Annotated in this window: 7 protein-coding genes; all 7 read left to right on the top strand. The window is 66.5% G+C overall.

Annotated features, from left to right (window positions below; translation table 11 throughout):
- Positions 1-262: 262 nt before the first annotated feature.
- Entirely contained in the window at positions 263-3,715 is a 3,453-nt protein-coding gene (locus tag PQQ53_RS27585) for a maltotransferase domain-containing protein (protein ID WP_408327583.1), read from the top strand.
- Complete coding sequence (treS, locus tag PQQ53_RS27580; RefSeq protein WP_408155725.1) at positions 3,712-7,179, top strand: maltose alpha-D-glucosyltransferase; 3,468 nt, start codon at positions 3,712-3,714, stop codon at positions 7,177-7,179. Before PQQ53_RS27585 ends, treS begins: the two co-directional genes overlap by 4 nt.
- The gene (gene glgB, locus PQQ53_RS27575; protein ID WP_408327581.1) at positions 7,172-9,382 is read left to right on the top strand and encodes a 1,4-alpha-glucan branching protein GlgB; all 2,211 of its coding nucleotides are present in this window, start codon (positions 7,172-7,174) and stop codon (positions 9,380-9,382) included. Before treS ends, glgB begins: the two co-directional genes overlap by 8 nt.
- 116 nt (positions 9,383-9,498) lie before the next feature.
- Complete coding sequence (gene glgX, locus PQQ53_RS27570) at positions 9,499-11,718, top strand: glycogen debranching protein GlgX (protein ID WP_408146811.1); 2,220 nt, start codon at positions 9,499-9,501, stop codon at positions 11,716-11,718.
- A 168-nt stretch (positions 11,719-11,886) separates the two neighbouring features.
- A complete protein-coding gene (gene treZ / locus PQQ53_RS27565; protein ID WP_408327578.1) occupies positions 11,887-13,845 on the top strand; it encodes a malto-oligosyltrehalose trehalohydrolase in 1,959 nt (652 codons plus the stop codon).
- The gene (malQ, locus tag PQQ53_RS27560) at positions 13,842-16,067 is read left to right on the top strand and encodes a 4-alpha-glucanotransferase (RefSeq protein ID WP_408327575.1); all 2,226 of its coding nucleotides are present in this window, start codon (positions 13,842-13,844) and stop codon (positions 16,065-16,067) included. Before treZ ends, malQ begins: the two co-directional genes overlap by 4 nt.
- The coding region (treY, locus tag PQQ53_RS27555) for a malto-oligosyltrehalose synthase (RefSeq protein WP_408327573.1) at positions 16,064-18,764 on the top strand (2,701 nt) is incomplete at its 3' end. The genes malQ and treY, both read left to right, overlap by 4 nt.

The raw sequence follows: 18,764 nt of genomic DNA, 5'->3' as shown, positions 1-18,764 counted from the left end.
AATACCCCCCCCGATCCCAGCCTGCGCCGACTGGCACATCGTTTGCTCGGTCCTCCGAATAGTTCGGACCCGCCTCATGCGACCGGCCTCTGGCGTCAAAGCACCTTCGACTGGCAAGCGGCGTGACGATCTTTGCACTACATTGACCAGTACGCGCCCTCGCTTTTGCACCGCGCGGCATCCGGCTCTGGAAGCCCAATGAGCGCTGTGATCGCATGCCACTTGCATCCACACCGCAGCAGGACGAATCTGGAAACGACCGATGGAATCTCCAAACGGGTACGCGCCGCGGATTTACTTTTTTCATTCACTCCTGGTTGGGCCGCTCGATGCATGGCCCACGCAGTTCGCTCACGCAGCCGCGCTGGGCTTCGATCACGCGGTGATCGGCAGTCTCTTCGAGCCCGGACAGGCCGGCCACGGACAGGTGGTCGGCAACCACGCCCGGCTGCACTCGGTATTCGAGGCCGCGCAACCGGCCACCGACGCGATCCGCACGCTCGCGGACGCCGCGCGCCAGAACGGCCTGACGCTGCTGGTCGATCTGGTGATCGACCGGATGGCCGCCGATGGCGCGCTGTACGCCGAACATGCAGGCTGGTTTCATGCATTCGAGTCAGACGAGGCGCGGCTCGATCCGCGCCACGTGCATCGCGAGGACAACGTCGCGTATGCGAACTTCGGCGACGCGGGCAGCCGCGCCGCGCTGGTCGACTGGTGGACGCAACAGTTGCTGGCGCTCGCCGACGCCGGTGTCGGCGGCTTCCGGTTCGATTCGCCGCATCGCGTGCCGGCGGCCGTCTGGCGGCAACTCGGCGACGCGCTGCGCGAGAAGCATCCCGACGTGCGTTTCCTCGCCGCGACGCCCGGTCTCGCGCGCGGCGATCTGCTCGGCCTCGCCGATGCGGGCTTCGACAGCGTGTTCTCGTCGGTGCGCTGGTGGGACTTCCGCTCGAGCTGGATGGTCGAGGAGCACGCGGCGCTCGCGCGCGCCGGCGCGCCGATTGCCTTCCCCGAGGCGCCGTACGGCACGCGGCTCGCCGCCGAGTTGAGCGACGTCCACGACGCCGCGATCGTCGAACGGGCTTACCGGCGTGCGCTCTTCACGTCGGCCGCGCTCGGCACCGGCTGGATGATGCCGATGGGCTTCGAATACGGCATCACGGAGCCGATGTCGCAAACGCGCGGCGACGCTTCGCAATTCGCGCTCGCCGTGCAGGCGAAGAAATTCGATCTCACCGAACGGGTCACGCGCGCGAACGAACTCGCTCGCACGACGAAGACGCTGCACGCCAACGGTGAATTGCGCCCGCTAAGCGGGCCAGGCGCGCCCGCCGCCCTGCTGTTGCGCGCCGACCAGCCGGATCTGCGCGACGCCGCCGAAGCGATCCTGATCGCCATCAATCCCGAACTCGGCGCGCCGCTGCGCGTCGATCCGGCGCGCTTCCTCGCGGGCGTGCCGGGCAACTTCACGCGCTTCGTGCCGCTGGATACGGCGGGGCACACCGAGCCCGCCGGCTTGACGCCGTTCACGCTCGCGCCCGGCGCCGTGCGCCTGTTCCGCGCGGTGAGCGAAAAGCCGATCCGCCTCGCGCCGCCCATCGACAAGGCGAACAGCAAGCGCAGCGGACGCAAGACCGTGCTCGAAGCGCTCGACGCGCCGCGCGTGGCGATCGAGAGCGTCACGCCCTCGGTCGACCACGGCCGCTTTCCCGCCAAGCGCACGGTGGGCGAGCGCGCCGAAATCAGCGCCGCGATTTTCGCCGAAGGTCACGACAAGATCGCCGCCGCCGTGATCTGGCGCGCCGCCGACGAAACCGCCTGGCACGAAGTGCTGATGGCCCCGGCGCAGCCCGCGGGCCTCGACATCTGGAAAGCGCGCATTCCGCTCGAACGGCTGGGCCGTCACGAATTCACGGTGGTCGCGTGGCGCGACGACTTCGCGTCACTCGTCGAGCACATCCAGAAGAAGCTGAAGGCGGGCCAGACCGTCGAGCTCGAACTCGACGAAGCCACGCACCTGTTCGCGCTGGTGCTCGCCGAAGTGGAGACGACCGAAGGCGCGGTCAAGGAACCGCTCGAACACATCGTCAAGCTCTTCACCAAGGCCGACGTCGACACGAAGCTCGCGCTGATCCTCGCGCCGACCACCGCGAAGGCAATGACCGCCGCGCGCCACCGGCCGTTCCTGAGCCGCGATCCGGTGATCTACAAGATCGACGCGGACCGCACCGCCGCGAGCTTCGCGAGCTGGTACGAGATCTTCCCGCGCTCGATGAGCGACGACGAATCGCGCCACGGCACCTTCGCGGACGTGACGACGAAACTGCCGCGCATCCGCGAGATGGGTTTCGACGTGCTGTATTTCCCGCCGATCCACCCGATCGGCCTCGCGAATCGCAAGGGCCGCAACAACACGCTGACCGCGCAGCCGGGCGACGTCGGCAGTCCGTATGCGATCGGCGCGGCCGAAGGCGGCCACACCGCCGTGCATCCGCAACTGGGCACGCTCGACGACTTCAAGGCGATGCTCGCCGCCGCGCACGCGCACGGCCTCGAAATCGCGCTCGACTTCGCGATCCAGTGCTCGCCCGATCACCCCTGGCTCAAGGAGCATCCGACGTGGTTCGCGTGGCGCCCGGACGGCACCTTGCGTTACGCGGAGAATCCGCCGAAGAAGTACCAGGACATCGTCAATCCCGACTTCTACGCGCACGACGCCAAGCCCGACCTGTGGCTCGCGCTGCGCGACGTGATCCTGTTCTGGATCGAAGCGGGCGTGAAGATTTTCCGCGTCGACAATCCGCACACCAAGCCGCTGCCGTTCTGGGAATGGATGATCGGCGACGTGCGCGCGCGCTATCCCGACACGATCTTCCTCGCCGAAGCGTTCACGCGTCCGCGCATGATGAACCGGCTCGGCAAGATCGGCTTCTCGCAGTCGTACACGTACTTCACGTGGCGCGAATCGAAGCGCGATTTCATCGAGTACATGAACGAACTCACGAAAACCGATGCGCGCGATTTCTACCGGCCGAACTTCTTCGTCAATACGCCGGACATCAACCCGCGGCATCTGCAGTCGCAAGGACGTTCGGGCTTTCTGATTCGCGCGGCGCTCGCGTCGACGCTGGCGGGCCTGTGGGGCGTGTATAGCGGCTTCGAGTTGTGCGAAGCCGCCGCGTTGCCGAACAGCGAGGAGTATCTCGACTCCGAGAAGTACCAGCTGCGCGCATGGGACTGGAACCGGCCCGGCAACATCACCGGCGAGATCACCGCGTTGAACCGGATTCGCCGTGCCAACCCGGCGCTGCAAACGCATCTCGGCCTGACCTTCCTCACCGCACACAACGACCACATCCTGCTGTTCGAGAAAGCGACCGAGGCACGCGACAACGTGATCGTCGTCGCGATCAACCTCGATGCGTTCAACGAACAGGGCGCGGACATCGAACTGTCGTGGGACACGTTCCAGCGCTGGCATCTGCACGATCATGGCGCGCTGGAAGTCACCGACCAGATGACCGGTGCGCGCTTCGAATGGCATGGCCGCTGGCAGCACGTGCAACTCGGCTCGGGCCAGCCGTTTTCGATCTGGCGCATCGCGCCGCTCGGCGGCCTGCCCGCCGAGCGGCCTGATGACGCCGACAGCGACCCCGACAGCGCCCATCACGCAGACGCTGGCAACCCAACCCCAACGGAAGGTGCGACATGAAGCGTGACGACTCAGCCCAATCCACGGTGCAGGCGCCAGTCGGCACGGCCCCGGCCCACACGGCCAGGCCGCGTTCGCAGCGGCGCGGCAAACCCGCGGCCCTGAGCGACGATCCGCTCTGGTATAAGGACGCGATCATCTACCAGGTGCACATCAAGTCGTTTTTCGATGCGAACAACGACGGCGTGGGCGACTTCCCCGGTTTGATCGCGAAGCTCGACTACATCGCCGAACTCGGCGTGAACGCAATCTGGCTGCTGCCGTTCTATCCATCGCCACGGCGTGACGATGGCTACGACATCGCCGATTACCGCAACGTGCATCCCGACTACGGCCAGCTTTCGGACGTGAAGCGCTTCATCCAGGAAGCGCACGCGCGCGGCATCCGCGTGATTACCGAACTGGTGATCAACCACACGTCGGATCAGCACCCGTGGTTTCAGCGCGCGCGCCGCGCGAAGCCGGGTTCGAATCACCGCAACTACTACGTGTGGTCCGACACCGATCAGAAATACCAGGAAACGCGCATCATCTTCATCGACTCGGAGCCGTCGAACTGGACCCATGATCCGGTCGCGGGCGCCTATTACTGGCACCGCTTTTATTCGCACCAGCCCGATCTGAACTTCGACAATCCGGCGGTGCTCAAGGAAGTGCTGCAGGTGATGCGGTTCTGGCTCGACATGGGCATCGACGGGCTGCGGCTCGACGCGGTGCCGTATCTGGTCGAACGCGAAGGCACCAACAACGAGAACCTGCCGGAAACGCACGCGGTGCTGAAGAAGATCCGCGCGACCATCGATGCCGAGTATCCGAACCGGATGCTGCTCGCCGAGGCGAACCAGTGGCCGGAAGACGTGAAGGAGTATTTCGGCGACGAAGACGAATGCCACATGGCCTTCCACTTCCCGCTGATGCCGCGCATCTACATGTCGATTGCGAGCGAGGACCGCTTCCCGATCACCGACATCATGCGGCAAACGCCGGACTTGGCCGCGTCGAACCAGTGGGCGATCTTCCTGCGCAATCACGACGAACTGACGCTGGAGATGGTCACTGACTCCGAGCGCGACTATTTGTGGAACACCTATGCGAGCGACCGCCGCGCGCGGCTAAATCTCGGCATTCGCCGCCGTCTCGCGCCGTTGATGGAGCGCGACCGCCGCCGCATCGAGCTGATCAATTCGCTGCTGCTGTCGATGCCCGGCACGCCCGTGATCTACTACGGCGACGAACTCGGCATGGGCGACAACATCCACCTCGGCGACCGCGACGGCGTGCGCACGCCGATGCAGTGGTCATCGGACCGCAACGGCGGTTTTTCGCGCGCCGATCCGGAGCAACTGGTGCTGCCGCCGGTGATGGGTTCGCTGTACGGCTTCGACGCGGTGAACGTCGAAGCGCAAAGCCGCGATCCGCATTCGCTGCTGAACTGGACGCGCCGCATGCTCGCCACGCGGCGCGCGAAGCAGACCTTCGGGCGCGGCACGATCCGTTTCCTGAAGCCGGAAAACCGCAAGATTCTCGCGTATCTGCGCGAGATACCGGGCGAGCCGCCGATCCTCTGCGTGGCGAATCTGTCGCGCGCGCCGCAGGCGGTCGAACTCGATCTGTCCGAGTTCAACGGCGCGGTGCCGATCGAAATGACCGCGGACTCCGTGTTCCCCGCGATCGGCCAGCTGACCTATCTGCTGACCTTCCCGCCGTACGGCTTCCTGTGGTTCATGCTGTGTGCGGGCGGCCAGCGTCCGACGTGGGCGCAGGCGCATTCGGAGCCGCTGCCGGAATTCGTCACGATCGTGATCCGCGAGGGTCAGGCCGGCCCGACGCCGGAGAACGTGCGCCTGCTCGAATCGGAAGTGCTGCCTTCATGGCTGTCCCGGCGCCGCTGGTTCGCGTCGAAGGATCAGAAGATGCACGCGGTGCGGCTCGCCGCGTTGACCACGATCCCGAACGGCGGCTTCGCGTTCACCGAAATCGAAGTGGACGTGGGCGACCACACCGAACGCTACGTGGTGCCGATCGCGATCACGTGGGGCGGCGAAACCACCACGCCGCTTTTCATGCAGCTCGCGTTGGCGCGCGTGCGGCGCGGCCGCAACGTCGGCCATCTGACGGACGCGTTCGCGCTGCCGATCTTTGCGCACAACGTGATGCGCAAACTGCGTGAACGCGCAGTGGTGCCGACCGTGCAGAAGAGCGAGATCAAGTTCCTGCCCACAGAACGTTTCGCCGAACTGGACAGCGTCGGCGAGCGGCCGGAGATTCGTTGGCTCGCGGCCGAGCAGAGCAACAGCTCGCTGATCATCGCCGATGCCGCCGTGCTCAAGCTGGTGCGCCGGCTGGTCAGCGGGATTCATCCGGAAGCGGAAATCAGCCGCTATCTGACCCAGCTCGGCTATGCGAACACCGCGCCGCTGTATGGCGAAGTGGTGCGCGTGGATCCCGAGGGCGTGCCGCATACGCTCGCGATCCTGCAAGGCTTCATCGACAATCAGGGCGATGCGTGGAACTGGTCGCTCGACTATCTGCGCCGCTCGGTGGACGAGCTTGCGATCGTCGTCGATACGGAAGCGGAGACGGCGCCGGACCGCGCCAACGAAGTGATCCTGGTGGAAGGCTATAGCGAGCTGGCCGGCATCATCGGCAGGCGGCTCGGCGAACTGCACGTCGCACTCGCGTCGCCGACCGACGATCCGGCGTTCGCGCCGGAACCGGCCGACGCCGCGCAAGTGAAGGCGTGGGTCGACGGCACGCAGACGATGCTCGCCGCCGCGCTCGATCTGCTCGCGCCGCGCATCGAACAGATGAGCGATCCGGACACCAAAGCGTTGGCGCAGAGCCTGATCGACCGCCGCGCCGCGCTCGTCGAAGCAGTGGACAAACTGGTCTCCGCCGACGCCGGCGCCTTGCGCATCCGCATTCACGGTGACTTCCACCTGGGCCAGGTGCTGGTCGCGCAGGGCGACGCGTATCTGATCGACTTCGAAGGCGAGCCCGCGCGTTCGCTCGAGGAGCGTCGGCAGAAGTCGAGTCCGCTGCGCGACGTCGCCGGTTTGATGCGCTCGCTGTCGTATGCGAGCGCGGCGGCGCAGTCCACCACGGAAGCCGCGCCGCAGCAGACCGCGGATCGCAAGCGTGCGCTGTTCGACCGCTTCCGCGCGCATGCGACCGACGCCTTCCTCGTCCAGTACCGCGCGGCGGTCGCGGATGCCCCCACCCCGCTGGTGGCGCCCGAAGCCGAACAGGCGCTGCTCGATCTGTTCCTGATCGAGAAAGCCGCTTACGAAATCCGCTACGAGGCGGCCAACCGCCCGACGTGGCTCAACTTGCCCGTACGCGGTCTCGCCGCGCTCACGAGCCGTCTGCTCGGCGACACCGGCACCCCCGTTCATCACGATCCATCCACCCAGGCGCCAGGCGCCGCCACACCGCCTACTCCGGCCGAGGGCGATTATGAGTGAGCATGATCCGGCCGCTGGCCTCCAACCGCTCGACATCGACGCGCTCGTCGAAGCGCGCCACCCCGATCCGTTCTCGCAGCTCGGGCTGCATTCGACGGACGCGGGTCCGGTGGTGCGTGCGCTGTTGCCGAATGCCGCGCACGTTACCGTGATTGCGCGCGCCGACGGCGCGATCCTCGGCGAGCTCGAACAGTTGCGACCCGGGCTGTTCGCCGGCCGCGTCACGTCGGCGGCGCCGTATCGCTTGCGGATCGACTGGCACGGCGTGGTGCAGGAAGTCGAGGACACCTACTCGTTCGGCCCGGTGCTCGGCGACGAACCGCTGGGCCGCCTCGCCCACGGCGACCCGTACGCGGTGCTCGAATGTCTCGGCGCGCGGCCGATGGAAGTGGACGGCGTGCCCGGCGTGCGCTTCGCCGTGTGGGCGCCGAATGCGCGGCGCGTGTCGGTGGTGGGCGACTTCAACGCGTGGGACGGACGCCGTCATCCGATGCGCTTGCGTCATCAGGCCGGCGTGTGGGAGTTGTTCGTGCCGCGCGTCGGCGCGGGCACTCGCTACAAATACGAGTTGCTGTCGCGCGACGGCCATCCGCTGCCGCTGAAGGCCGATCCGTGCGCAATGCAAACGGAAAAGCCCCCGGGCACGGCGTCGGTGGTCGCGCATGTCGACGAGGTCGAGCAGTTTCCGTGGACCGATCACGCGTGGATTCAGTCGCGCGCCGGGAAGCAGACCGCGCGCGCGCCGCTCTCGATCTACGAGGTGCACGCGGAATCGTGGCTGCGTGTCGCCGAAGAAGGTCAGCGCGGCCTCGATTGGGACGAACTCGCGGAGCGGCTGATTCCCTACGTGAAGAGCATGGGCTTCACGCATGTGGAATTCATGCCGATCGCGGAACATCCGTTCGGCGGCTCGTGGGGCTATCAGCCGCTCGGACAGTTCGCGCCGTCCGCGCGCTTCGGCAAGCCCGAGCAGTTCGCGCGCTTCGTCGACCGCGCGCACGAAGCGGGGCTCGGCGTGATTCTCGACTGGGTGCCCGCGCACTTTCCGAACGACGCGCATGGCCTGATCGACTTCGACGGCACGCCGCTCTACGAGCACGCCGACCCGCGCGAAGGCTATCACCAGGACTGGAACACGATGATCTACAACCTCGGCCGCAACGAGGTGAGCGCGTTCCTGGTCGCGTCGGGGCTTGCGTGGTTAAAGCGCTATCACGTCGACGGCTTGCGCGTGGATGCGGTGGCGTCGATGCTGTATCGCGATTACTCGCGCGCGGCCGGCGAGTGGGTGCCGAACATTTACGGCGGCCGCGAAAACCTCGAATCGATCGCGTTTCTGAAGCGCCTGAATCACGAAGTCGGCTACGTGCCGGGCGTGCCCGGCGCGATCACGATCGCAGAGGAATCGACCGCGTGGCCGGGCGTGACGGCGCGCGTCGAAGACGGCGGCCTCGGCTTCCAGTTCAAGTGGAACATGGGCTGGATGCACGACACGCTGCACTACATGCAAGAAGACCCGGTCTATCGCCAATACCATCACCACAACATGACGTTCGGGATGGTGTACGCGTACTCGGAGCGCTTCGTGCTGCCGCTGTCGCACGACGAAGTGGTGCACGGCAAAGGGTCGCTGCTCGGCAAGATGCCCGGCGACAGGTGGCAGAAGTTCGCCAACCTGCGCGCGTACTTCGGCTTCATGTGGACACATCCGGGCAAGAAGCTGCTGTTCATGGGAGGCGAATTCGGCCAGCTGGCGGAATTCGATCACGACACGTCGCCGCATTGGCATCTGCTCGACGATCCGCATCATCACGGCGTGCAGCTGCTGGTGCGCGATCTGAACCACCTGTACCGCAACGAGTCCGCGCTGCATCTGCTGGACAGCGAACCGGGCGGCTTCGGCTGGCTGATCGGCGACGACAGCGGCAACAGCGTGTTCGCCTACCGGCGCACCGACGGCGCGGGCCAGGAACTCGTGGTGGTCTGCAACATGACGCCGGTGCCGCGCGTCGGCTATCGCCTCGGCATGCCGCGCGAAGGACGCTGGGCGGAAGTGCTGAACACGGATGCCGGCGTGTACGGCGGCTCGAACATGGGCAACGGCGGGCTGATTCATACCGACGCCATCGCCAGCCACGGCTGGCCGCATTCCGCTTCGCTCGTCTTGCCGCCGCTCGCGACGATCGTGTTGCGCGCGGAGTGAACGACCTGCCGTAAGCGGGCGCGCGGCGTGTGTGGGTGCTGCCCGCTTTGCGCCGCTCGCTCGTTGCATGAAGACCCAGGCTGGCGTTCACAAATCAGAACAGAGAAAGGGGAATCATGTCGCATGCAATGCCCGACCGGCTTCTGCCCGGCTCGCCGTATCCGCTCGGTGCGAGTTGGGATGGCCTCGGCGTCAACTTTGCAGTGTTCTCGGCGAATGCACAAAAAATCGAGCTCTGCCTGTTCGACCCCACCGGCCGCAAGGAAATCCGTCGCTTCACCCTGCCCGAATGCACCGACGAGGTCTGGCACGGCTACCTGCCAAATGCGCATCCGGGCACCGCTTACGGCTTTCGCGCGCATGGGCCGTATCAGCCGCACCAGGGACATCGCTTCAACCCGCACAAGCTGCTGCTCGATCCGTATGCGCGCAAACTGGTCGGCCAGTTTCGCTGGTCGGATGCGCTGTTCGGTTATCGCGTGCACTCGAATCGCGCCGACCTTTCCATCGACCGGCGCGATTCGGCGCCGGCCATGCCGAAATGCGTCGTGATCGACGAGGCGTTCGACTGGTCGCACGACAAACGCCCAAACGTGCCGTGGGGCGAAACCATCATCTACGAAACGCACGTGCGCGGCGCGTCGATGCTGCGCGCCGATTTGCGTCAGCACGAACGCGGCACGTTCGCGGCGCTGGCGTCGCCGGAGTTCATCGAGCATCTGCTGAAGCTCGGCGTGACCGCGGTCGAGTTGCTGCCGGTCCACGCGTTTCTCAACGATCGCTTCCTCGTGGAGCGCGGCCTGCGCAACTACTGGGGCTACAACAGCGCCGCGTTCTTCGCGCCGGAGCCGTCGTATCTGAGCACGCACCGGCTCGACGAAATGCGCATTGCCGTGCGCCAGTTGCACGCGGCCGGCATCGAGGTGATTCTCGACGTGGTCTACAACCACACCTGCGAAGGCAACGAGATGGGTCCGACCGTGTCGTGGCGCGGCCTCGACAACGCCAGCTATTACCGCCTGATTCCAGGCGACGAGCGCCACCATATCAACGACACCGGTTGCGGCAATACGATGAACCTGCCGCATCCGCGCGTGCTGCAGATGGTGATGGACTCGCTGCGGTACTGGTCGACGGCATTCAATATCGACGGCTTCCGCTTCGATCTCGGCGTAACGCTCGGGCGCGAGCAGCACGGCTTCGATCCCGGCTCGGGTTTTTTCGACGCGTTGCGCCAGGACCCGATCCTGTCGCAACGCAAGCTGATTTCCGAGCCGTGGGACATCGGCCCCGGCGGCTATCAGCTCGGCAACCATCCGCCGGGCTTCGGCGAATGGAACGATCGTTTTCGCGACACCGTGCGCCGTTTCTGGCGCGGCGACGCTGGCTTGCGCCCCGATCTCGCCGCGCGTCTGACCGGGTCGGCCGATCTCTTTAACCGGCGCTTCAGGAAACCGTGGGCGTCGGTCAACTTCGTCACGTCGCACGACGGCTTCACGCTAGCGGACGTCACCGCCTACGAGCAGAAGCACAACGAAGCGAATCGCGAAGACAACAACGACGGCCACAACGAGAATTGCAGCCGCAACTGGGGCGCGGAGGGCCCGACCGACGACCCCGCGATTCTCGACATGCGCAAACGCGTGGCCCGCTCGCTGATCGCCACGGTGCTGATGGCGCTCGGCACGCCGATGGTGCTGGCCGGCGACGAATCGCTGCGCACGCAGAACGGCAACAACAATGCGTACTGCCAGGATAACGAAATATCATGGCTCGACTGGGAGCGCGCGGCGTCGGCGGACGGCCGCCAGATGAGCGATTTCGTCGCGCGCGTGATCGCGCTGCGCAAACATCATCCGCTGCTACGCGAAACGCGTTTTCTGTTCGGCGACCGCGAAGTGTTGCCGGGCCTGTTCGATGTCGGCTGGTTCGACGAGCACGGCGATCCGCTCACCATCGAAGCGTGGCAGGACCCCGAAGGCCGCGCATTCACATTGCGTCGCGCCGGACCAGGTTTGAACGGCGAAACCGAAGTATTGTTGATGATGCTCAACGCAAATGAGGAAACACTGCGGTTTCAGCCACCCGCTCCACATCTGGAATGGCACGTGCTGTTAGACACTGCTGAACCGGATAGCGCGCCACATCGGCTGGCGGTGGCCGAGGTCGAGGTGGCCGCGCACGGGCTCGTGATGCTGGCCGCGCAACCGGTCGGCGAAGCGGATTGGCAGGCGGGCTGGAAAGCCGGCGCGCAGCATGGGCCGCGGCTCCTGACGGCATTGCCGCCCGATCCGGGCGCGCATCCGCCCAGCAGCGATACGTCGCCGAGCACTTGACGCCGGGCACTTGAGTAACGACGCGATGGCAGCCGCATCGCGGCACGAACAGCAGGCAGGACGGCACGCTCTGTCACGCGTGCGGTTTTGCGAACGCGCTCCGCGCGCACGACGCCATGCGCCAGGCGCGTAGCGCGGTTCGACAGCACATTCGAATGGTGAAGAATCATGTCCGAAAGTCCGATTGATCCTCACGCGCATCATCACGCGCATTGCCTGCCGTTCAGCGCGCAGTTGCTCGGCGCGACGGGTTCGAAGCCGTGCACGCGGTTTCGTTTCTGGGCGCCGTCGTGCAAGAGCGTGCAGGTCGCGATCGAAAACGGTCCGGCGCAAGGCGCGCACGAGATGACGGCCGCCGGCAACGGCTGGTTCGAAGCCACCGTGGAGGGCGGTGCAGGCACGCTGTACCGTTTCCGGCTCGACGGCGAGCAGGCGGTGCCTGATCCAGCGTCGCGCTTTCAGCCGCAGGACGTGCACGGTCCGAGCGAAGTCATCGATCCGCGCGCATACCGCTGGGAACACACGAACTGGCATGGGCGGCCATGGGAAGAAACCGTGCTGTACGAGCTGCACGTGGGCGCGATGGGCGGCTATGCGGGCGTGCAGAAGCGCTTGCCGGCGCTCGTCGCGCTCGGCGTCACCGCGATCGAACTGATGCCGTTGAACGATTTCCCCGGCAAGCACAACTGGGGTTATGACGGCGTGCTGCCCTATGCGCCCGATTCCGCGTACGGCCGCCCCGAAGAACTGAAAGCGCTGATCGACACCGCGCACGGTCTGGGCCTCATGGTGTTCCTCGACGTGGTCTACAACCACTTCGGCCCGGACGGCAATTATCTGCACGCGTATGCACGCTCGTTTTTCCGCGAGGGCACGCATACGCCGTGGGGGCCGGCGATCGATTTCAGCCGCAGTGAAGTGAGTGACTTCTTCACGGACAACGCTGTCTACTGGATCAACGAATACCGGATCGACGGTCTGCGCTTCGACGCGGTGCACGCGATCGACAATCACGCATGGCTGCGCGAGCTGTCCGAGCATATTCGCACGAAGGTGCAGCATGGCCGGCACGTGCATCTGGTGCTGGAAAACGAGCACAACAGCGCGAGTCTGCTGGAAACGCATTTCGACGCGCAATGGAACGACGACGCGCACAACACGCTGCACGTGCTGCTGACCGGCGAAACGGAAGGCTACTACCACGCCTACGAAGATCAGCCGATCCGCCGTCTTGCGCGCGTGCTGTCGGAGGGCTTCGCGTATCAGGGTGACCCGTCGCCGATTCACGACGGCAAATTGCGCGGCGAAGCGAGCGGGCATTTGCCGCCCACGTCGTTCGTGATGTTTCTGCAGAACCACGATCAGATCGGCAACCGCGCGTTCGGCGAGCGGCTTCGCAAGCTGACCTCGGACGACGCGTTGCGCGCCGCCACCGGCCTGTTGCTGCTGTCGCCGCAAATCCCGCTGCTCTTCATGGACGAGGAATATGGCTCGACGCAGCCGTTCCTGTTCTTCACCGACTACACCGGCGAACTTGCCGACGCCGTGCGCGAAGGACGCCGCCGCGAATTCGCGCGCTTCTCGTCGTTCAGCGATGAAAAGCGGCGCGCGCAGATTCCCGACCCGAACGATGTGAAGACGTTCGCCGCATCTTCGCCGCCTGCGCTTGCCGAAGCGCCTGCGCAAGGCGATACCGATGCCGATGCCGATGCCGATGCCGATGCCGATGCCGATGCGAAAGACCGTCTCGACTGGATGCATTTCTATAAATCCGCGCTCGCCGTACGCGCCAAGCTGATCACGCCGCGCCTGAAACACAGCAAGGCGCTCGGCGCGAGCGTGCTGGGCACGGCGAACGGCGCCGATGCGAACGCGCTGGTCGCCCGCTGGAAACTGGGCGACGGCGAGACCTTGTCGATCGCGCTGAATCTGTCGAAGGAAAACGTCGCGTTCGAGCACGTCCCCGCCGGCAAGGTCATTTTCGAAACGCCGCCGCGCGTGCGCGAGCAGATCGACGCCGGCGTGCTGCCGGCGCACGCGTTCGTTGCATGGCTGAGCGGCGACGTCAGCGACTACGCCATCGGCCACGATGCCCGCGTCGCGGGTCAACAGGAGCGCCACGCGTGACTACCCGACGCCCCGGCGACACGATCGCCACCCTCGCCACTCGCGCCGGTTTCGAGGTCGAGTGGCAGGACGCGCACCAGAAGACACAGCATGTCCCCGAGAAGACCCTCGCGGTGCTGCTCGAACAGATGGGTCTGCCGTGCGGCAACGCGACGCAAATCCGCCACAGCACCGCTGCTTTGGAGGCCGAATCGTCGGGCCGCAAAATGCCGCCGCTGATGACCGCCGAGGTCGGGCGCGGCATCGCGCTGCACATCGCGGCGGTCAAATCGGGCAGCCACTACCGGATCGAACTCGAAAGCGGCTCGATCATCGACGGCCGTTTTACCGCGCCCAAAGGCGAAGAGGCCCTGCTCGCGCCGATCGACGAACCCGGCTATCACACGCTCGTGATCAACGAGCAACGCGTGACGCTGGCCATCGCACCCTCGCGCTGCTACACCGTCGACGACGCGTGGCGCACGCTGCATCCCGACGGTGCCACACCGACGCCGCCGTTGTGGGGTATCGCCGCGCAACTGTATGGCTTGCGGCGCAGCGGTGACGGCGGCATCGGCGACTATTCGGCGCTCGCGCGTGTCGCCGTCGACAGCGCGCAGCGTGGCGCGCATGCGCTCGCCGTCAGTCCGACGCACGCGATGTTCAGCGCCGAGCCGAATCGCTTCAGCCCCTATTCGCCGTCGTCGCGCTTGTGGCTGAACGTCACGCATATCGACCCCGCCGCGGTGTTCGGCACGGACGCCATGCGCGCGGCGCTCGACGCCGCGCAGGCCGGCGACGCCTGGTCGGCGCTCGAAGGTCTGCCGCTGATCGACTGGCCGGGCGCGGTCACGCTGAAGCTGAAGCTGCTGCGCGCGCTCTACGAACAATTCAGCACGCACGACCGCACACAGGACACGCCACGCGCGCTCGAATTCCACGGCTTCTGCGAGCGCGCCGGACGCGCACTCGAAGACCACGCGCGTTTCGAAGCGCTGCAAGCGGCGCAACTCGCGCAAGGCGGCAACGGCCATTGGCGCAACTGGCCCGAAGCGTTGCGCGATCCGCGCAGCCCGGAAGTGGAAGCGTTCGCCGACGCCAACCGTCACGAGGTCGATTTCCATCTGTTCCTGCAATGGCTCGCCGCGAAGGGTTTATCGCACGCGCAGCACGCGGCGCACGAAGCGGGTATGGCCGTCGGCCTCATCGCCGATCTCGCGGTGGGCTGCGACAGCGCCGGCAGTCACGCATGGTCGTATCGCGACGACATGCTGCAAGGCGTGTCGGTCGGCGCGCCGCCGGACCTGTTCAACCAGGCCGGCCAGGCTTGGGGCCTCACCACCTTCTCGCCGCGTGCGATGCGCACCCAGGGCTTCGCCGCGTTCATCGACATGCTGCGCGCCACGTTCGCGCACGCGGGGGGCATCCGCATCGATCACATTCTCGGCTTGCGGCGCCTGTGGCTCGTGCCCGAAGGCGAGAGCGCGCGCAACGGCGCCTACCTGCGCTATCCCCTCGAAGACCTGCTGCGCCTGATCGCGCTCGAATCGTGGCGGCATCGCGCCATCGTGATCGGCGAGGATCTCGGCACCGTGCCGCCCGGTTTTCGCGAGCGTCTCGACGATCACGGCATCGCCGGAATTCGCGTGCTGTGGTTCGAGGGCGCGCACGATGGCAACGGTTTCAAGCCGCCGCAGGAGTGGGATCGCAACGCGGTCGGCACCACCACCACGCACGATCTGCCGACCGTGGCCGGCTGGTGGCGCGGCAGTGACATCACCTGGCGCAACCGGATCGGGCAGACGATGGCGCGCGCCGACGGCCGCGACGCCGAGCAGGCCGCCCAGGAGGAGCGCGCGGCCGACCGCGCCGCGTTGTGGCGCGCGTTCCAGCAAGCCGGCGTGGCCGCGCCGCAGGTGGGCCCGCCGCCGCCCGACAGCGCGCCGGTCGATGAAGCGCTGGCGTTCGTCGCGGCGACGCCCGGGCCGCTCGTCACGTTTCCGCTCGAAGACTTGCTCGCGCTGGTCGATCAGCCGAATCTGCCCGGCTCGATCGACGAGCATCCGAACTGGCGCCGCCGCATGAGCCTGCCGATCGAGGAGATGTTCGCCGACGGCACCCTCGACGATCGCCTGCTGGCGGTGGATCGCGCGCGCCGCGCCGCCTCCGGCGTTCGTGCTCCTGGCGCGCCCCGTCCTTCCACCGCTGCCTCTGGCACTCCCCCGGAACCTGATACGCCATGACCGCCCCGCGCTCCACGCTGCGCCTCCAGTTCCATCGAGGCTTCACGTTCGACGACGCCGCGCAACACGTCGACTACTTCGCCGCGCTCGGCATCAGCCATTTGTACGCGTCGCCGATCACAACCGCCGAGCCGGGCTCGACGCACGGCTACGACACCGTCGACTACACCCAGGTCAGCGCCGAATGCGGCGGCGAGGCGGGCTTGAAGCGCCTCGTCGACAAGCTGCGCGCGCACAACATGGGGCTGATCGTCGACATGGTGCCGAACCACATGGGCGTCGGCGGATCGAGCAACGCCTGGTGGCTCGATATCCTCGAATGGGGCCGCCATAGCGCCTATGCGCGGCATTTCGACGTCGACTGGCATTCGCCCGATCCCGCGCTGCGCGGCAAGGTGCTGCTGCCCACGCTCGGCGCGGCCTACGGCGACGAACTCGCGGCGGGTCGGATCGCGCTGCGTTTCGCGGCCGCCAGCGGGCGCTTTTATATCGGCTACGGTCCGCATGTGTTCCCCGTATGCCCGATCGATTACGCGTCGATCCTGCAAAGCGCCGACCGGGCCGATCTCAGCGCGCTCGCCGAACGCTTCCACGGACTGACGACGCAGCCCACCGATCAGCCGCGCGCCGCCGAAGGGCGTGACGCACTGCGCGAGTTCGTCACGCAAAACGGCGAATCGGCCATCGAGTTCGTGTTGCAGGCGTATGCGCCCGAAGACCCGGTCACGCGCGACCGTTTGCATCGGCTGATCGAGCGGCAGCATTTCCGGCTTGCATGGTGGCGCACCGCCTCCGATGAAGTGAACTGGCGGCGCTTCTTCGATATCTCGACGCTGGCCGGTGTGCGGGTGGAACGGCCCGAAGTGTTCGACGCCGTGCATGCGCTGGTTTTCCGGCTGTATCAGGAACGCCTCGTGGACGGTTTGCGGATCGATCATATCGACGGTCTCGCCGAGCCGCGCGAATACTGCCAGCGGTTGCGGCAGCGGCTCACCGAACTGCGCGACACCGCGCCCTATGTGGTGGTCGAAAAGATTCTCGGCCGCGGCGAGCCGCTGCGCGACGACTGGCCCGTCGACGGTACGACCGGCTACGACTTCATGAACGACGTGGGCGCGCTGCTGCACGATCCGGCCGGCGCCGAACCGCTCGCGCGGACATGGGCCGAACTCACCGGCCGCAGCCCCCGTTTCGCCGACGAAGCGCTCGCCGCGCGCCGCAAGATTCTCGCGGAGAACCTCTCCGCGGAACTGGACCGCGCGGCGCGGGCGTTGCATCGCATCGCCCGCGATTCACTGACGACGCGCGACTTCACCTTCACCACGTTGCGCCGCGTGCTGACCGAACTGGTCGTGCATTTCCCGGTGTATCGGATCTATCCGCAGAGCGGCTTGCGCAGCGCCGCCGACAACCACGATTTCGAGCAGGCGTTGGCCGGCGCGCGAGCAGCGCTGTCGCGCGCGGACCATGTCGCGCTGGAGCGCGTAAACGCGTGGCTCGGCGGCAGTGCCGACGACACGCCGCCCACGCGGGCCGGCATAGCGCCGCAGCAGGCACAGAACGGTGTGCCGCCGAGTCATGCGAATTCCTCGCGGCGCACCGCGCAGACGTTGTTTTCGCAGTTGACCGCGCCGGTCGCCGCGAAGGCGATCGAAGATACCGCGTGCTATCGCTACGGCCGATTGCTGTCGCGCAACGAAGTGGGCTCGGACCCGGGCGAATTCGCGTTATCGGTCGAGCAGTTTCATGCGGCGAATCTCGAGCGTTCGCAACGCTTCCCGCACGCGCTGCTCGCCACGGCCACGCACGATCACAAGCGTGGCGAAGATGTCCGCGCGCGGCTCGCGGTGTTGAGCGAAATCGCCGACGATTGGGGCGCGACGCTGCGTGCATGGTCCACGTTGAATGCGCCGCAACGGCGCTCGCTCGACGGCAAGCCGATCAGCACCGTTGGCCCGGGTCAGGGCGCAAGCGCCGCGTGGGCACCCGGCCCCGCCGCCGAAGCGATGCTGTATCAAACGCTGGTGGGCTGCTGGCCGCCGGAACTGCAAGTAGACGACGAAGCGGCCGTGCGGGAACTGGCCGAGCGCGTCGCGCAATGGCAGTTGAAGGCGCTGCGTGAAGCGAAGCTGCAAACCAACTGGCTCGCACCCGACGAAGCGTACGAAGCCGGTTGCCGCGATTTTCTGTTCGACATTCTGGCGCCGCAGCGGCGCGATGGGTTCCTGAAGGAACTGTCTGCGTTCGTCGCGCGAATCAGCCGCGCGGGCGCGCTCAACAGCTTGCAGCAGACGGTGTTGCGGCTGGCATCGCCTGGGATTCCCGATCTTTATCAGGGCACCGAGTTATGGGACTTCAGCCTCGTCGACCCAGACAACCGGCGACCCGTCGATTTCGCCAAACGCGAGGCGTGGCTCGTCGAGACGCCGCCATCTGAATTCCTGCCGAACTGGCGCAATGGACGCGTGAAACTCGCGGTCATCCAACGGGTGCTCGCGTTGCGCGCGCATCTGCCGGAGTTGCTGAGTCAGAGCACGTATCTGCCGCTCGCGGTGCGCGGGGCGCATGCGTCGAATGTGATTGCGTTTGCGCGGCGGCATGGCAACGCCTGGGCGGTGGTGGTGGGGGGGGGGCGCGCCCCCCCCCCCCGCGGCGCCCCCCCCGCCCACGCCGAGGGGGGTAAGGCGCCCAGGGGGG

This window comes from Paraburkholderia strydomiana (genome assembly GCF_046030495.1).
Lineage (GTDB): Bacteria > Pseudomonadota > Gammaproteobacteria > Burkholderiales > Burkholderiaceae > Paraburkholderia > Paraburkholderia strydomiana_A.
This window is presented reverse-complemented; position numbering and strand designations above follow the sequence as displayed.